The organism is Aestuariimicrobium kwangyangense DSM 21549, assembly GCF_000421525.1.
GTDB classification, from domain to species: domain Bacteria; phylum Actinomycetota; class Actinomycetes; order Propionibacteriales; family Propionibacteriaceae; genus Aestuariimicrobium; species Aestuariimicrobium kwangyangense.
The window spans coordinates 844715-862024 of the sequence record NZ_ATXE01000001.1; the positions used below are offsets into that span (position 1 = coordinate 844715).

Here is a 17310-nt window from a genome sequence, read left to right on the forward strand (position 1 = left end):
GCAGCGGTTGGGGCGACGGGCGCGCGTGCGGCGACTCAGCCAATCGTGCGGATCGTGTGCTCTCACGCCAGGAGTTCCGTCCAGCGAGCAACCATTGCTGTCAGCGCGCACGATTCGCACGATTGCCGTCAGCGACCCGCCCCAGCGCTCGGCCCGCGCCGAAGCGACAGCCCGGGACCTGCCCCGCGTCGGCTGCAGTAGCGTCGGGGTATGGCGCAACTGATCAGCATCGATGTCGATGGCCACCCGGTCGAGGCGTGGTTCTCGGCCCAGGCCGAGCCCCGGCCCGGCGTCCTCCTGTTCATGGACGCCCTCGGGCTCCGTCCCCAGATCGGTCGCATGTGTGACCGCATCTCGTCCTGGGGCTACACGGTGCTCGCCCCGAACCTGTTCTGGCGCTCCGGCACGGCGCGCGAGACCTCGCCCACGGCCGACCTGACCATCGCTGAGAACCGAGCTGCCTTCTTCGAGCACGCCGGACCCCGAGTCCAGGGGCTCACCGCTGGGATCGCCGCCCATGACATCCCGTACTACCTCGCCGCGCTGCGCTCCCTGCCCGCCACCGCCGGGGACGAGGTGGGAGTCACCGGCTACTGCATGGGGGCTCGGTTCTCGGTGCGCGCGGCCGGTCTCGACGACCAGGTGGTCGCCGTCGGTGGCTTCCATGGTGGCGGCCTGGTCACCGAGGAACCCGACAGCCCCCACCTCGCGCTGGCCACGGCGAAGGCGGAGTTCCTCTTCGGCCACGCCGATCAGGACCGTTCCATGACCCCGGAGAACGTCGGGGCCCTGGGCCGGGCCCTGTCCGAGGCCCACCTGAACTCCTCCAACCAGATCTACCCCGGATCACCCCACGGCTACACCATGAGCGACTCGTCCACCTATGACGAGGCCGGCGCCGAGCGCCACTACCGGGAACTGAAGGACCTGCTCGATCGCACCCTGACGTCCTGAGGGAGTCGTCCCCGGTCCTGAGCAGATGGGTCGAGCCCGTGCCGTGACGAAAGTCGCGTGCGTCGCGAGCCGCCCGGCTGGCAGAGTGCCACAGGTGTTCACCCCCCGGATCTCCTGGCCCGACCTGCCCGCCCCCGTCCGCGACGAGGTGCAGGGAGCCATGGGCTCGTCCGTCGTGTCGTGGCAAGGACAGACGGGCGGGTTCTCCCCGGGGACGGCCGACCGGTTGACCCTCGCCGACGGCCGCAGGGTCTTCTGCAAGGCGGTGGGCGCCTCGCTGAACGAGGTCTCCCTCGACCTGTTGCGCATGGAACTGCGTGTGAACCGGCTGCTGCCCAGCGGTCTCCCGGCCCCGGCGTTGATGCACGGCTCTGAACTCAGCGTCGGCGACGACCCCTGGGCTGTGCTGCTCTTCGACGACCTCGAGGGGCGTCACCCCCACACCCCGTGGCAGATCGACGAACTGACCGCCGCTCTGGCCTCGGTGGCCGAGGTGCCTCGCCTCGTCCCCGTGGCTCCCGCAGAGCTGCCCACGGTGGACGAGTTGTTCGGCCCCGACCTCGCGCACTGGGACGACGTCGTCGCCGACCCGCCCGACAGCCTGGACCCGTGGCTCGCCGAGCGCCTCGACGACCTGCGCGCCAGGGGTGCGCGGGCCCGAGCTGCCCTGGTCGGGGAGGCGCTCTGCCAACTCGACACCCGGTCAGACAACATGGTGGTGGACGCGACCGGAACCGTGTGGCTGGTCGACTGGCCCTACGCCTGCCGCGGGCCGGCCTGGATCGACACCGTGCTGCTGGGAGCCACCGCGTCCGTTCCGGGATGGACCCCCGCCCACGAAGGAGCGGTCGAGGCAGCAGCGGCCAGGCTCGGCTGTGACGCCGATCTGCTCGACGACGTCTGGGCCGGTTTCCTCGGCTACTTCGTCTGGGTCGCCGAGAAGCCTGCCCCGGACAACCTCCCGACCATCCGCGCCTTCCAGGCCCGCTCCCGCGATGCCCTGCTGGGCGTGCTGAAGCGCCGCCTTGCCTGATCCGCGGCCGTTCTCACACCCGCCGTGTCTGCGGGCACGGGTCGGGTCCGATCGTCACCAGGGGCTGGTGGCGATCGGATGAGCCGCCCGCTCGGCAGCCACCTCGGGGCTCAGCTCGCCGTCGGCGTTGCGCGGGGTCCACGTCTGGTCGTGGGTCCACTCGGAGTCACATGAGGAACAGGTGAAGACCTCCATGTGGTCGATCTGGTCACCGGAGGGTCCCCAGTTGCACGTGCCCTGGCAGTCGCCGGACCTCAGTTCTCGTCCCATGCCTGAAGTGTGTCAGCGACCGGCGGCGTATCCCTGCATTCCGCGCGGATTCGCCCCCGCCAGCAACTGCCCGGTGTGCGGGTGACGCGCGACCACACACAGTCGTCCCTCGCTCCACGCCGGTCCGACCTGCACGATGTGCCCGCGCCGGTGCAGCCCTCCGACCACCGCCGGGTCGGTGTTCCCCTCGACGGCGATGGTGTTGGGGATCCACCCCCGCGGATAGAACGAGCCGACCACGTGTTCGGTGTGCCAGTTCGGGGCATCGAGCGCCGTCTGCAGGTCGAGCCTGGCCCGTCCCCCGCGCAGGCTCGTCTCGAAGTCGTGTGCGATGCGGCAGAACAGGTGGAACGACCACTGGTCCTGCTGGTCGCCGCCGGGAGTGCCGAAGGCCAGGGTCGGACGACCCTCGTACTGCGCGATCGAGGGGGTCAGGGTGGTGCGGGGCCGCTTGCCCGGGGTGAGGGTGTTCGGCAGGTCCTCGTCCAGCCAGGCCATCTGCAGCCGCGAGCCGAGCGGGAATCCCAGTTCGGGGATGACCGGGTTCGACTGCAACCAGCCGCCCGAGGGGGTGGCGGCGACCATGGTTCCCCACCGGTCGACGACGTCGATGTGACAGGTGTCGCCCAGGGTCTCGCCGCGGCGGGTGACATAGGGGTCGGTGGGCTGCTGGTGTTGCACGGTCGGTTCGCCCAGACCGGACGCCGCGGCGGCGACCCGGTCGCCACGCAGCAGTCCCGTGATGTGGCTGGCCACGTGTGCCGGGATGCCCTCGAAGGGCTCGCCGGGAACCCAACCGAGCGAGGCGACCTCGCGGATCAATGACCGGCGAACCGCGGTGTAGCCACCGTCGAGCAGCAGGTCGAGTGGGGTGGGGCGGGCGTCGCCGTACCAGGCGTCCCGGTCGGCGAATGCGAGCTTGGCCCCTTCGACAAGCCGGTGCACGGTGGCCGCGTCGAAGTCACCCGAATCGGTGGTGGTGAGGTCAGCGGGGGTGAGGTCATCGAGCAGGGCGAGTTGCTGCAGGAAGACTGGTCCTTGGGTCCACTGGTCGGCCTTGTGCACCGTCCAGTCCCCCCAGCTGTGGCTCACGGTCGGTTCCCAGGTGGGCTCCCAACGGAGTTGCTCGTCCGGTTCCCAGCTGGCGGCATGCTCGGTGCCGGTGGCGTCGAGGGTGGGGGTGTTCGCAGCCCGGACGAGGGCCTCCGCGATGAATCCTTGGCGCCACACCTGCCTGGCTCGCTCGATGCGGGTCTCCCGGTCTCCACCGCCGGCCTCGGACTCGGCGAGCCAACGCTTCCAGGTGGCGGCGAGCGCGGGGTTGGTGAGCCGCTCGTCGGGACTGGGTGACCTGCCGTCGCGCAGGTAGACGTCGGCGGAGGTCGTCCAGTGGTCGGTGAACAGTGAACGGACCGATTCGACGGTGCGGCCGATCTGGGCGATCGGGAAGTGGCCGCGCTCGGCCAGTGCGATCGCGTGTTCGAGCACACCTTCGAGCCCCCAGGTGCCCTTGTCGCGCAGCAGTACCAGCCAGGCGTCGACCGCTCCGGGCACGGCGGCGGCGAGCGGCCCCGAACCCGGGACGAGGTCGAGCCCCATGGCGCGGTAGGCCTGCGCGGACGCGTGGCTCGGGGCGGGTCCCTGGCCACCCAGTACCTGGGGCTCGCCGTCGCTGGCCGTCCACAGGATGGGGGCGTCGCCACCCGGTCCATTGAGGTGCGGTTCGACCACGTGCAGGGCGAAGGCCGCGGCGCAGGCGGCATCGGCCGCGTTGCCGCCGCGCTCGAGCACGCTCATGCCGGCGGCGGTGGCCAGCCAGTGGGTGGTGGAAACCATCGCGAAGTCGCCGGACAGGGTGGGGCGGGTGGTGAAGGCCATGACGCGAAACTACCGCTCAAGGGCGAACGGGTGCTCGGATCCGCCGCCGCGCTCACCCCTCGTGGAACTCGCAGCGCCATGGGTCGACCAGGATCACGACCGTGGCTCGACCAACCCTCGGAAATCGGGGGTTGGTCGAGCCACGGTGGTGATCCTGGCGGGCTCAGCCGAGGGCAGCCCAGGTGTCGGGTCCCACCACGCCGTCGGCCGTGAGGCCGTTGCCGCGCTGGAAGGAGCGGACGGCCGACTCGGTGGCCGGACCGAACTGGCCATCGGTCGAGAGCGAATAACCGTTCTCGTTGAGCCGCTGCTGCAGGTACACCACGTCGGGTCCCTTCGATCCCCGCCGAATCGTCGCCCTGGCCGGTTGCTCCCCGGTGCCGGTGTCACTGTTCCCCGGGTCGGAGTTGCCGGGGTCGCTGTTGCCGGGGTCGCTGTTGCCGGGGTCGCTGTTGCCGGGGTCGGTGTTCCCTGGATCGTTGTTGCCGGGGTCGCTGTTGCCGGGGTCGGTGTTCCCGGGGTCGGTGTTCCCTGGATCGTTGTTGCCGGGATCGCCCCATCCGGACCCGGTGTTGCCGGGGTCAGAGTTGCCCGGGTCCGAGTTGCCTGGGTCCGAGTTGCCCGGGTCCGAATTGCCGGGGTCCGAGTTGCCCGGGTCCGAATAGCCGGGGTCGGTGTTCCCTGGATCGGAACCGTTGCCCTGACCCTCGCCGAGGGCCGCCCAGGTGTCGGGTCCCACGATGCCGTCGGCCGTGAGCCCCTGGCTCTGCTGGAAGGAGCGGACGGTCCGAGCGGTGCCCGGGCCGAACTGGCCATCGACCGTCAGCCAGTAGCCGAGATCGCTGAGTCGTTGCTGCAGGAAGGTCACGTCGGGCCCCGAGGAACCCTGGCGAAGGGTGGGGCGTCCCGAACCCTGCCCGCCGGAACTCTGCCCGCCGGAACTCTGCCCGCCGGAACCCTGCCCGCCGGAACTCTGACCGCCACTCTGGCCTCCGGAACCCTGCCCACCGGAACCCTGCCCTCCGCTGGGAGGAGCCACGGTGAACGGTTCCTGCGCCTGGTAGGCCGCGGTCATCGCTCCGGTGGGGTAGTAGTTCGGCACCTGGTCGGCGGGCATCCGGTTGACGATGGCCGAGTGGAAGCTGTGGTAGTCACCCACGAAGCCCCCGTCAGCCCAGACGGCCTTCAACGCCTCGGTGAACACCCCGTTGCCGTCCCCGTCGCCCGAGAGTTGCGAGTCCTGACAGCCCGAGATCAGCAGCACCTGGGCACAGATGTCGGTGCCACGGGTCTTGCCCGCCAGCGCCTGGACGCTGCGGTACACGTCCTGGCGGCGGTGGAAGTCCGCCAACGAGTCGCTGAGCGGCAGGGCTCGCGGCCTGAACGACTCCACCCTCACTCCTTGCGGCCACAGTTCGCGGCCCAGTGGGTTGCGGACCAGGGCCTCGCGGGTGGCGATCGCCAGCACGGCGCGGGTCACGGTGCCCGAGTGACAGGAGTCGGAGAAGACCAGCACCCGCACCCCGGGCGCGAACTGGGCGTACATGCGCGACAGTTCGTCGTCCACGACCTGGCGGTCGTAGAGGCACCAGGTCTCGTCCATGCCGTCCTCCTCGTCACCGTTGGTGTCGGGCATCTGGCCGCCGTGCCCGGAGTAGCTGATCAGCACGATGTCGTCGGCGGTGGCCTGTTGGGCGAGATCAGACATGGCGGTGAGAACGGCCGTGGAGGTGGCCTGGCCATCGACCAGTCGGCGGGTCTGGAACCCGCAGTTGCGGGCAATGGTCTGCATGTCATTGGCGTCGTTGATGCAGCCCGCGAGCACGGGTGCGGTGATGCCATAGGCCTGGTTGTCGATGACGTTGAGGCCGATGTGCAAGGAGTAGCCGGTCATGGGAGTGGTTCCTTTCGCTGGGTCGGTGGGTTGGTGATGGCTGGGTGGCTGGGTGATGGCTGGGTCGCTGGGTGATGGCTGGGTGAATGGTCGCCCGACGCGGCAGTGCGTCAGGGGTGAGGGATCGCGATCAGGGCGCCGTCGCTGTGCACGTGCCAGTCGACGGGGGGCGCCGAGGTGCGGCTGCCGTCGGTGGCGATGGTGGTGACCGTGTAGTGCAGCACCGGGTCGGCGGCGTAGACGGTGAGCGGGAGCACGAACTGCACGTCCCCCTGCGGATGGGCGGCCGACAACTCGACGGGTGCGGGTTGGTGGCCGAGCAGTTCGGTGGCCACCTCGAGCCCCACGATGTCGGTCAGGTTGCCCGTGGCGATGAACGAGAGCCCGAGGTTCAGGTCATCGATGTAGCTGCGGTCCTCGTCCAGGGCCTCCGACCCGGGTTCGAGCTGCCAGTCCAGGGCGAGGTCGCTGCCGGTGCCCGCCGGCAGGTCGACGACGGACGAGCCCCGCGGGTCGATGGTCGTCGCCGGTGTGGCGACCGGCTGACCCGCCACCAGCACGGACGCGACCGACACCCGTCGTCCGGCCTTGTTGGTGAGCGTGAGTTGGTCGCCGGACCGGCTGACCGAGATCGGCCCGTCGGGCGGCCCGACCACCTGGTTGAGGGCCAGCCGCAGGGTGCACTGGGGATGGTCTCCCCCCGGCAACGTGTAACTGGCGGAACCCATCAGTGACGAGGCGGTCAGGATGCTCTGCAGCAGCAGCACGCCCGGGATGTCTGTCGTGAGCAGCAGCGTGAATCCCGTCGCGATCGGCATCGAGGCCACCGTCATGTTCAGCGGCACCGCCCAACTGATGGTCGGCACCAGGCCCGCATCCCAGGGGTTGACCAGTTCGACCGGTCGGCCCGCCCTGGCGCTCAGCTCCGCCGCCAGCCTCGCCCGTTGGGCGGTGGTGACGGGTGACTCGAGTGCGGCGACCAGCACGCAGCGGATGTTGGTGGGGTTCTCGGTGTCGAGCACCGTCGACAGCAGCAGCGTCGGTGCGAGGGGTTCCTCGGTGTCGTCGAGCCGGTGTCGTCCGACGTCGTAGGTGTTGGGCAGCAGCAGGTAGCGGCCGGGTTGGGTGAGGGAGCGGAAGACCTGCACGCCGGCCACGGAGGTGACCGTCTCCCGTTGCCACGTGCGGTACTCGGCCTGTCCGAGGCTGAGCGCCGGTTGGCAGCCGATGGCCTGCCAACCGTCGGTTCCCGACTGCCGGTAGAGCTGGCCGTCATCGGCGCACGGGAACAGCGCCGGCAGGTTCGTGGTCGCGGCGGTCTGGATCCACGTGTAGCTGGCCACCGTGACGGTGGTGAAGTCGGGGTCGTCGACCACCTGCAGGGGCGGACGGATCTGCAGCCGCGCCTTGGCCATCGCCGACCAGTTGACTCCCATGCCACGGTCGATCCGGTCGTGGATCCGATCGAGCATGATCTGGTGGCGTTCGGCCAGACTGGGGATCCTGGTCAGCCGCGGGTCTGCACGCCAGCCCGAGTGGGCCAGGGTGATCTGCAGTTGGGCCGGGTTGGGTTGGAAGCCGGGTGTGGAGAGCGCGCCGTAGGCCAGGCGGGCCCACGAGTCGGAGACGGCGAAGGTCAGGGTTGCGGTCGATCCGGCCTCACCGAAGTTCGCTGGCAGCGCCACCGAGGTGGCGGACACCACGTCGACCTGGTTGGCCGAGGTCTCGTCGCGGAACGGGATGGACAGTCCGGCCTGCACGGCGCAGGGGATCGGCTTCATGGCCGGTTGCCCGGCTGCCTCCCACGCCGCGGTGGTGGCGGCCGAAGGGCCGGCGGCGATCGTCAGGGTGATGGTGGCCTCCAACCCGGGTGTGCCGTCGGCCTGGTGCCCGACGGTCTGCAGGTCGAAGCGGAAGGGCGAGGTCTCGGCATCCACGCCGGGTGCCGGTGCCACCAGGGTGACCTCAGGCAGGTACCAGCGCGTGCCGTCGCCACGGTCGGTCATCAGCGGGCTGCCGTCGAGCACGGGTCCGGTCTCAACGGGCTGGATCGGGATCATCATCAGCCCGGGGTCATACCTCAGCCGGGTGGCGATCTCGATCGGGGTGACGCGGGTCTGCGCCGGTTCGATCGCGGTCGCGATCGCGGGTGGACGGATCGGGGCGACCGCCACCTGCAGGGGCACCATCGCCCCGCCCATGCGGCGCATGATCGGCAGTTCGAGGTCGAAGGCACGTCGTCGGCTCACTTGGGTGGGCCGAAAGACCTGCTCCCATCCGGCGCCGTTGACGGCGACCAGGTGGACGATGTCGGTGCGTTCGGACACCACCGGTGCCAGCACGGTGGCCAGCGGCACCCGCCAGGAGCGGGTGAGGCCGTCCACCCGTCGTGCCTCGATGCGCAGCAGCGGATCGTCGGGTCCCGGTTGCCCGTCCGTTGCCCCCGACAGGCCGGCGAGCAGGAGTCGGGCCTGGTCACCCGAGAGGGTGCCTTGCAGGGCGGCGGTACCGAACGGACCGTGGGCCTCCACCGAGGCCCACCCGTCGGGCCGGGCGAGGTCCACGAGTGTGAACCTCACCCAGCTCAACCGGTCCAGCGGACAGACGAGCTCGAGGGTGACGGTGGCCGACCTGACCAGCTCAGCGATGGCCTCGTGAGGGGCTGGTGAACGGTCGAGCAGCACTGTCACGTTCGCCAGGGGAGTCCCCTTGGCGTCTCTGCGGACGTCGACTCTGGACATGGCCCGACTCACAACTTGTAGCCGAGGAAGGTGGCGGGGGCCTTCGCCGGAGCCTTGGCACCGAACAGGTCCCTGCTCGCCGGGGCCTTCGTCCCGGCTGCCGCAGCGGTGACGGGCTGACCGGTGGCCGGCTTGCCGGCCGACGAGGAGCCGGTGTCGCTCCCGGTGCCGAGCTGGTCGGGATCGGGCGGCAGTCCACGGCTGAGCTGCCGCAACTGGTGCACCCGGTCGTCCACCAGGCCACGGGTGGTGACACCCGGATCGTCCGGCATCGGAACCTGCACGATCATCGGGCCGTTGCCGTTGGCCGTGACCCAGGGCCCCGTCCACGACTGGCCCTTGCGGAACAGCGTCCCCTTGACGGTGGCGGTCACTTGGTAGCGGTAGAACGGCAGCATTGCCGGGTCACCGGAGAAGACCGTCCAGGTGCGGTCGGTGTCGAGGTCGTCGACGCCGAACCGGAACCTCACCGGAGCCATGCCCAGCGACTGGTAGTTCTCGTCGGTGGCCTCCATCACCACCTCGACCGCCTGGCTCTTGTCCTCCAGCATCGCCCCCAGTGAGATCGGTCCCACTGCGATCCGGCCCGCGTTGTCGGCACGCACCTCGAGGGTGGTGTCGTTGAGCAGGGTGCCGTTGGGTTCGGGGTCGAGATCGATCACGTTCTTCTCGATCTGCACGCGGTGGAAGGGGTCGAGCACCTCGCTGGGCGGCTCTGCCAGGAAGACCTTGCGCTTGACGTAGGTCTTGTCAGGGGTCCAGTCCGAGGGCGCGTTCGAGACGTCGCTGGCCACCTTCTGGGTGGTGGCGAACTTCCAGGTCGGGTCGGCACCGTCGGAGGAGGAGAAGCTGTGACCTTCCCAGTTGAGCTCGCCGGCGGTGTTCGGGTAGCCGATCTGCACCGACATGAACTGCACCGTGTGGTCGTCCCAGCTGGCCACCGGACGAACCACCCGGGCCAGCTTGCGTGGCCAGTCGTCGAGGTAGACGGTCAGGAAGTACTTGCGCTCGGCGTCGGGGTCGGCCTTGATGTCGTCGGCCATGCCGGCCAGCGAGGACGAGACGGTGTGGTCCTGCAGGTAGGCGAACTGCTTGGTCTCCTCGTAGTGCAGGTCGAGGTGCGATTCGTCGCGGCGGTACTTCAGCGCGACCGAGACTCCCCACGGCGAGAAGATGCTGCCGGAGCCGGAGTCGGCCTTGGCGGCGTCCACCTTGGGTGCGGGCGGGTCGAAGATCACCTTCTGGGCCATCTCCATGAACTTGTTGAACACCAGGTCGGAGCGCTCGTCCATCTTCTTGGCGATCTCGTCGGCACCCGGCAACGTGGTGTCGACCTTGATGTCGACCTTGATGTCGCCCGACTTGCGCATGTTGTTGAACTCGGCCTGGATGTCGACCTTGGCCCACAGGTAATGGGCAGAGGCGGCGGCGGAGAAGTGGGTGAAGATCGAGTCCCAGTTGCCGTCGATCTTGATGGTGCAGACCGGCGACCAGACCTTCAGCTTGTAGTTCTGGATCACGATCAGCGGGCTGGCCGCGCCGTGGAATCCTGCCCACGCGATCGAGGTGGGGTAGGTGCCCAGCAATCCCGAGAAGGCGTGGGTGCCGGTGGGGTCGATCGAACCCGCTCCCTGGCCCTGCAGCACGCAGTACCACGGGTCGAGGTTGTTGTCGGGGGCGGTGGGCTCAGCGTCGCGGGTCAGGGCCTTCGCGCGCGGCATGCCGATGGTGCGGAAGCCACCGTTCGCGAGGCTTCGGTTGCCGCCGGCGGGGTCCTGCGTGGGGAACCCGGTGGGGGTGGGTGCGAGGTTCGACACGCTCGTGGTGGTCTCGCAGATGATCGCCGGCCGGAACATCGGTGGTTTCTGGTGGCCCCTGAGTCCCCAGAAGGCGTCATCGGAGTCGGCGAACATGGCCGTGATCTGGCCCTCCGCCTGACTTCGGGTCGCCTCGGGCAGGGCGCCGGTGACCGAGAAGGTGAGCATGCCGCCCGCCACCTCGCCACCCCCGCCGACCACGCCCTCGCCGCCGGTACCGGAGAAGCGCAGCAGGTTGAACAGGTAGTCGCCGGAATCGGGGCCGTTCTTGCGGGCCATGCGCACCTGGTTGGGGATGTAGTAGAAGACGGGTGCTTCGCCGGCAGCGATCAGCTCGCGGTTGCACACGTCTGGCAGGTACAGGACGGCGTACCCGTCCTTGACGATCGGTTGGGTTCCGCCGGCGTAGGTCGGACCCATTGCCTGGACCATGGTTTCGCCTTTCCTCATGGGATGGGTGGGGACGAGGGTGTCCTCACTTCTTCCAAGAGGCGCAGCGCGGGCATGGTGATACGTGCGCAGGGAAGTGTTGCGTTGAATCCTGGGACCGATCGATTCGTCGCCGGCTGGCTTCGGGGAACCATGATCGCGAAAGGTGCTCTTCGCCCGATGAATCCCGTGAATGAGAGTGCGGTGAAGGGCGGAGCCCTCAGCTCGCGCGCCAGGTCGACCCGAAGCAGGTCCAGGCGCCCGCGGCCGGGCTGATCGCGGTCGCTTGGGCGAGGGCGCTGGCGGAGTCGTGGCCGTCGGCCAACAGGGCGTGGTAGTCGTCCATCACCTGTGCTGCCAGTGCATCGGGGATCGGTGCCACCGGCGCCACCACGCAGCTGACGCCGCAACTGAGCAGTGTGTGGGTGAACCCGAGCGGCTGGTCGCCGGGACGATGGGTGGCCCGTCCGACCTCGCAGGCGGACAGCACGACGTGGCTGGCCCGGATGGCAGCCCCCTCGAGCTCGTGGGCCCAGACCGGGCCTTCGGAGGTGAGCAGGTTCGAGAACAGGGGGTTGTCACCACGATGCTCCCCGTGGGCTGCCACGTGGGCCACGTCGGCGTCGGTGAGGGCTCTCACCAGTCCGGTCACGGGGGTGCCCGGCCAGTGACGCTGCACCGCCGCGGCTTCGGCGGGAGCAGCGGGCAGTTCAGGACCGACCACGCACGCCACCCGAGGGGCAACGACCTCGCGCTGGGTCAGGGCCCACGACGACGCGGTCGGCGCGACGGTGACCGGGCGCCCGACCCACGGCGGCAGTGCTCCCCAGGGAAGACCCGACAGCACACGCGAGGGGACGATCACCAGGGGACCAGCGATGCTGCCCAAGGGCTCGACCACCTGCGCCGCGAGTTGCCCCAGGCGCGCTTCCAGGGAGGCCCGTACCGGCCCCGACAAGGGGTGTGACGCTCCCAGTCGGGCGTGGGCCGACAGGTCGGCCCGGGTGGCGTCGACCAGCTCGACGGCCCGGCTGGCAGATCCCAGCTCGACCAGGCGCGTCGGCGACGATGACACCACGATCGCCGCCAAATCGTCCCCCCGGCGTACGGCGACCACCAGGGTCGCGTCGCGCTCGATCGCGGCCCGCCGGAGCTGGGCGTGGCTGAGGGGGGTGACCTGGTCGGGAAGTTGCTGCACCCGCATCCAGGTGTGCTCGCGCAGGCCCCGCTCCAGCTCCGCGATCTGGCGGACCATCTCCCGGTCGCCGGGCTGCAGTCCGGAGCGCAACACCCTCAGCTGGGAGGCCATACGGGCCAGTTCGGGGTCGTCGGCGGGGCGTTGCTGGGGGGTGCCACGGGTCGCCGCGCGCCACCGCTCGCTGACCTCGAGCAGTGCGACCGGGCCCCGCTCGGCCGCGAGATCGAGGTCGAGTTGGGCCGCCGCCTCCCCGTGCACCGCCAGGGCCGTGCGCAGGTCGATGCTGGCAAGGCCCAGTTGCGCCCTGACCAACCGGCGGCTGGCTGCCCGTAGCACTTCCCTGGCCTTCTCGGGGCGACCGCTCGCCACCCATTGGCGCGCCTGCCCCAGTCGTGCCGAGGTCTGCTGTGACAGGGCGGGCCCCCTGGCCAGTGCCGACAGGTCACGGGCCAGGTCGCGGCCGAGTGGCGTCCCGACCGCCACCACGCCCGGGTTGGGCAGGGGCGCGCGCAGGGCCACCTCGGCGGACTGGCGCGCGATCTGCGGGTCGTCCAACTCCCGTGCCGTCGTGCGCAGGGCCAGTGCTGCCTCAAGACTGGGACGAGAGGCGATGGCCAGCAGCCGGGCCCGTCGCTCCCAGAATCCCTCGTCACGTGCCCCGAACGCGACCGCGGCGCTCTGGGCGGCAGCGTGGCCGGCCTCGTGGTCGCCCAGCAGCAGGTGGCACTGGGCCAGCGCCAGGTCGATCTCTGCCAGCAGCTGGTCACCCTCGGCGTGCTGCCTGGTCTCGGAGAGTCCGTCACGGGCATCGGCGAGCAGCCCCGACTCGAGCAGCACCTTGGCCCGATCCAGCCGCAGCACCGACCGGTCCATGTCGACCGGCATCTCGTCGGCGGCCTGCATCGCGGCCAGCGCGGCAGGGGTGTCGCCCCTGAGGAACTGCACCCAACCGAGGTTGTGGCGGGCCATGAACTCCAGCGGGGCGAGACCTTCGGCCCGAGCGAGGTCGGCAGCCGAGGTGAGGTCGGCGACGGCCTCGGGGTAGCGGGCCACCTGCGAGGCGATCGTCCCCCGGTTGAGCAGCACCCTCATCCGGTCGGCGGGTGGCAGGGCTGCTGCGTCGACCCTGTGCAGGGCCCGCCATGCCCCCGGTAGGTCACCGGAGCGAGCGAGCAGGATGCCGATCTGGCTTCGCGCCGACGCCTCCACGGCTGGCAGTCTTGTCCGCTGGGCGTCGGCCACCACGGCCGTCAGGGCTTGTCGGGCCGGTGTCGGGCCGTCCCTCTCGAAACCCACCCAGGCCTGGGAGATGCGAATGCGAAGCCCCAACTCCACGGCCCAGGGCGGGCACGCGGCCACCGCGCGCTGCAGCAGCACCGCCGCCTCGTCGGTGCGGTGCTCGGTGAGGGCCACGCGGGCCTGCTCGTAGAGCCGGTCGGCGTCGTCCACTCACACCTCGACGACGGGGGTGGCCACCAGTCGCGCACCGGCGCGACCGGGGTGGATGAGGAAATGGATGCTGCCGTGGGGAACGTCGGTCCACACCATCCGGCCGGTGGCGTCCGAGGTGCGCGGCCAGGTGCCGAAGTCGCCGACCAGGTCGATCTGCAGGCCACCTCCGGTGACCCAGCCGTCGATCCGGACGACGGTGTCCTCCTCCGCGATCATCACCGTCAGGCTGATCGTCGAACTGGTGAAGGTGATGGTGTCGGCCTTCGTCGACCCGCCCCGGGCGAACGCGAGGTCCTGGTCGGCGATGGTCGCGAGTTCGGCCTCCATGGCCTGCAGGGCGATGCGGAAGTGGATGCGCTCGAGCATGCCCTCGGGCATGGGGTCGTTGGCCTCCTGCGCGGCCTGCAGGCGGGTCAACAGCAGCAGGTCGTCGTCGGTGAGGGGAGCGTCCGCGCCGGGCACGGGAATGGTCTCGGGCATGTCGTCACCAACTCCAGCTGGGATCGGCGGCCAATGAGGTGCGCAGTGCTGCCAGGCAACGGCCGCGGGTGGGACCGATCGAGCCCACGGGCATGCCGAGGGCTGCGGAGATGCCGGCGTAGTCGGGTGTCTGGGCGTGGGCGACCACCCGCAGCAGGGCCTGGCAGCGCGGGCTGAGCCGTTGCACGTGTCCCCACAGGGTGCGGCCGGTGTCACGCTCGACGGCCTCGTTCTCGGGGTCGTCGGTGGCCACCAGGAACTCGGGTTCGGGGGCGGTGGCGCGCTGCTGGCGGCGAGCGCGCCAGGCGTCCCGACGCACCGTGGTGAGCAGCCAGGCCAACACGGTCTGCGGGTCTCGGATCGAGGCGGACGACTGCACCAGCTTGAGCCACGCGTTCTGCACGGTGTCCTCGGCCTCGGCCGGCGAGAGCCCCGCCGATCGCGCCACGGCCCACAGGGCGGGGGTGACCAGGTCGACCAGGTCACCCATCCGTTCGGGACGTCCCGCGAGGTGGTCGCGGAACGCCGCGGCCGCCGCATCGGCGAGCGAGGTGCTGGGCACGGTGGCGGTCATGGCTTCCACCCCACCGTCTGTTCGATGGCCGACCAACCACGCCTCAGCTGGTGGTCGCAGCCGCGTTCGGCCAGTGAGTCGTCAGCGGCGAGACAGGCCGCGATCTCGCCGGCCAGCACGGGACCTGCGAAGGAGGTGCCCGACCAGGTGGCGAACCCGCCGGCGAAGTTCTCCGGGTCGATGGTGGATCGGCGCAGGGGCCCGTCGCTCAGTCCGGCCGCTGCTTGCAACTCGCCGTCCAGGGTCTGCGGCACGGTGCTGACCAGGGCCGCCCCCGACCGGTGGGCACTGACCCAGGGGCCGGCGTTGCTGAAGTAGGCCACGGTCGACCGGTCGGGGTTGAGCGCCGCCACGCAGGCCATCGGAACCTGCCCGGGATCGAGCACCGTGCCCGGCGGCGGTGCGAATGCGGCCGGGAACAGGGGTTCGGTGGTCGACTGGTTGCCCGCCGAGGTCACGACGGCGACGCCCGCTCGTCCGAACTGGTCGAGCACCTGGCGCAGCGGGGCGTCCTCGAGCAGGTCGCTGGGGTCCTCGTGGTAGTAGCCCAACGAGAGCGAGAGCACGTCGATGATGTCGTCGTCGGGCCCGTGGTCGAGGGCGTCGAGGTGGCGGACGAGCAGCAGCGACAGCACCTGGATGAGCACCCCCTCCGGCATGCGGCCGGCGTCGTCGAGCAGGGGCACCACCTGCACCCTTGCCTCGGGGCACAGTTGGCGGATGATGCCGGTGATGAACGTGGCGTGACCAGCGTCGGACGGAACCGAGCCGTCCAGCCTGTCCCGCGGGGGCGGGGGTGGCACGTTGGGCACGTCGCCGCCCAGCCCGAGCCGCAACCCCAACGCGTGCACCTCGTCGGTGGCGAAGGCCGGGTCGGTGAACCATGCGTGGCTGCCCAGAGCGGTGTCGGGCACCACGACCAGTGGGTGCCGTCTGAGGCTGCGGCGGCGCAACGCCGGGTCGGGGAGCACGACCGAGACGGGTGCTCGTCCGCCGCTACCCGGCTGGCTGTACTGGGCGGCGGGGGGAGCACCGGCGGGCATCGACACGTAGTACGGCATCGAGACGTAATAGGGCATCGACACGTAGTACGGCATCGAGACGTAGTAGGGCATGCCCTGGTAGTCGGGCGAGGAAGCCTGCATCAGGTGGTCGAGGGCCAAGCCCCGGGCCACCTGGGGGTCGCGCCGACGGGCCTCCTGCAGGATGGGCCACGCGTCCACCGGGGCGGAGTCGGACACCAGACGCACCCGGGTCACCCAGCACCGATCCAGCTGTTCCGCGTGGTTCTTGGTGAGCGTGGCCAGCACCTCCGCGCCCCGCGGTGCGGACCGTCGTGAGTGCGTCAGGTCGCGCAGTCGTCCGGCGATGCCCTCACCGATTCCTCGGACGAACGGTCCCCGGGCGGCGTCGTTCGGCGCGCCGGTCTCGGAAGCGGGCACCCGCCGGTCGGCCACGAAGTTCTCGGGCTCGACCCGCAACCCGTGCTCGGCCGCGACCTGCTCGAGCAGGGCCAGCGGTGCGTCCTGCGCCAGACCCGGCAACCCACGCACCAGCAACACGTCCCCGAGGTGAACCGTCGGGTGCGGCGGTGCCCCCGACGGGAGCGGGGCCGAGGTGAGGGGATCGATCAGTCGGGGCAACGAGGCGGGCACGGGTTCCTCCGGTGGAGTCGCAGGGTTCGTTGCTGGTGAGGAGGAGTGCGGTGGTGCTCCTGATACATCCCGGTGCGGGTGACGACGACGTGGGCCGATGGGGTCGGCCACAGCACCCATTCCACACCTTGGAGGCACTCAACGGAAGGCCCTGTCGTTGCCCGGGTGGGACGGCCCTCAGGCGCCGCGGACCGCCTCGTTGAACCAGCCGGTGATCGAGGTGGGATGGGTGATGGCCGTACCCACCACCACGGCGAACGCCCCGGCCCGGCGACACTGCCGGGCCTGCTCGGTGGTGTGGACTCGTCCCTCGGCCACCACCACGTGGTCGGGGAGGGCCTGGACCAGCTGCACCAGCAGGTCGAGGTCAGGCCCGTCGGTCGTCGGACGAGCACCCGTGTACCCGGCCAGGGTGGTCCCGATGATCTCGGCCCCGGCCTCGGCGGCGGCCAGACCGGCCTCGAGGGAGTCGCAGTCGGCCATCACCGGTGCGTCGGTGTGCTGGTGGAGCCGGCGGATGGTCTCGCCGAGCGAGAGGCCGTCGGGACGAGGCCGCTGGGTACCGTCGAGCGCCACGATGTCGGCGCCGGCATCAGCCACGGCGACGGCGTGCGCAAGGGTGGGCGTGATGAAGACCCCGTCATGGCCGTCCTTCCAGATGCCGATGACCGGCACCGCGACCGACTGCTTCACCAGTTCGATGTCACGAATCCCCTGGGCGCGGACGGCGCTGGCTCCGCCCCGTTCCACGCCAGCCGCCATCTGGGCCATGGTCTCGGGATGACGCATGGGTTCGCCGGGGTAGGCCTGGCACGAGACGATCAGGCTGCCCTCAAGGCCGGCGAGCAGGGGGTGCCGGCGAGGGGCGGCAGTGGGAGGGGGCACTCCGCGAGCATGACACGGACGATGCCCGGCCGGGGTGACGCACGCATAGC

12 protein-coding genes are annotated in these 17310 nt (G+C 70.5%); 2 read left to right on the top strand and 10 right to left on the bottom strand.

Features of this window, described 5'->3' with window-relative positions; genetic code table 11:
- The first annotated feature begins 210 nt into the window (after positions 1-210).
- Both H507_RS0103700 and H507_RS0103705 read left to right on the top strand, forming a co-directional pair.
- Entirely contained in the window at positions 211-954 is a 744-nt protein-coding gene (locus tag H507_RS0103700) for a dienelactone hydrolase family protein (RefSeq protein WP_022909377.1), read from the top strand.
- A 94-nt stretch (positions 955-1048) separates the two neighbouring features.
- Positions 1049-1987: an aminoglycoside phosphotransferase family protein gene (locus H507_RS0103705; RefSeq protein WP_040437404.1), complete on the top strand. Its 939-nt coding sequence runs from the start codon at positions 1049-1051 to the stop codon at positions 1985-1987.
- 54 nt (positions 1988-2041) lie between these two features.
- On the opposite strand, the gene H507_RS0103710 is transcribed toward H507_RS0103705, so the two are convergent.
- From H507_RS0103710 to H507_RS0103755, 10 genes are all read right to left on the bottom strand, one after another.
- Complete coding sequence (locus H507_RS0103710; RefSeq protein WP_022909379.1) at positions 2042-2257, bottom strand: hypothetical protein; 216 nt, start codon at positions 2255-2257, stop codon at positions 2042-2044.
- A 12-nt stretch (positions 2258-2269) separates the two neighbouring features.
- Entirely contained in the window at positions 2270-4135 is a 1866-nt protein-coding gene (locus tag H507_RS0103715; RefSeq protein ID WP_022909380.1) for a gamma-glutamyltransferase family protein, read from the bottom strand.
- A gap of 163 nt (positions 4136-4298) precedes the next feature.
- Positions 4299-6029, bottom strand: coding sequence for a peptidoglycan-binding protein (locus H507_RS18350; RefSeq protein ID WP_022909381.1), 1731 nt, complete (start codon positions 6027-6029; stop codon positions 4299-4301).
- Between the two features lie 110 nt (positions 6030-6139).
- Complete coding sequence (locus tag H507_RS0103725) at positions 6140-8770, bottom strand: hypothetical protein (protein WP_026377727.1); 2631 nt, start codon at positions 8768-8770, stop codon at positions 6140-6142.
- Positions 8771-8778: 8 nt separating this feature from the next.
- Positions 8779-11019: a hypothetical protein gene (locus H507_RS14530; protein WP_022909383.1), complete on the bottom strand. Its 2241-nt coding sequence runs from the start codon at positions 11017-11019 to the stop codon at positions 8779-8781.
- A 217-nt stretch (positions 11020-11236) separates the two neighbouring features.
- Positions 11237-13663 carry a CHAT domain-containing protein gene (locus H507_RS0103735; RefSeq protein WP_022909384.1) on the bottom strand — a complete coding sequence of 809 codons (2427 nt, stop codon included), beginning with the start codon at positions 13661-13663 and terminating at the stop codon, positions 11237-11239.
- Entirely contained in the window at positions 13664-14146 is a 483-nt protein-coding gene (locus tag H507_RS17160) for a hypothetical protein (protein WP_022909385.1), read from the bottom strand.
- Positions 14147-14150: 4 nt separating this feature from the next.
- Complete coding sequence (locus tag H507_RS14540) at positions 14151-14720, bottom strand: RNA polymerase sigma factor (RefSeq protein ID WP_022909386.1); 570 nt, start codon at positions 14718-14720, stop codon at positions 14151-14153.
- Positions 14717-16375, bottom strand: a complete 1659-nt coding sequence (locus H507_RS14545) for a S8 family serine peptidase (protein ID WP_022909387.1) — start codon at positions 16373-16375, stop codon at positions 14717-14719. Before H507_RS14545 ends, H507_RS14540 begins: the two co-directional genes overlap by 4 nt.
- A 177-nt stretch (positions 16376-16552) precedes the next feature.
- A complete protein-coding gene (locus tag H507_RS0103755) occupies positions 16553-17260 on the bottom strand; it encodes an N-acetylmannosamine-6-phosphate 2-epimerase (RefSeq protein WP_022909388.1) in 708 nt (235 codons plus the stop codon).
- Between the last annotated feature and the right edge of the window lie 50 nt (positions 17261-17310).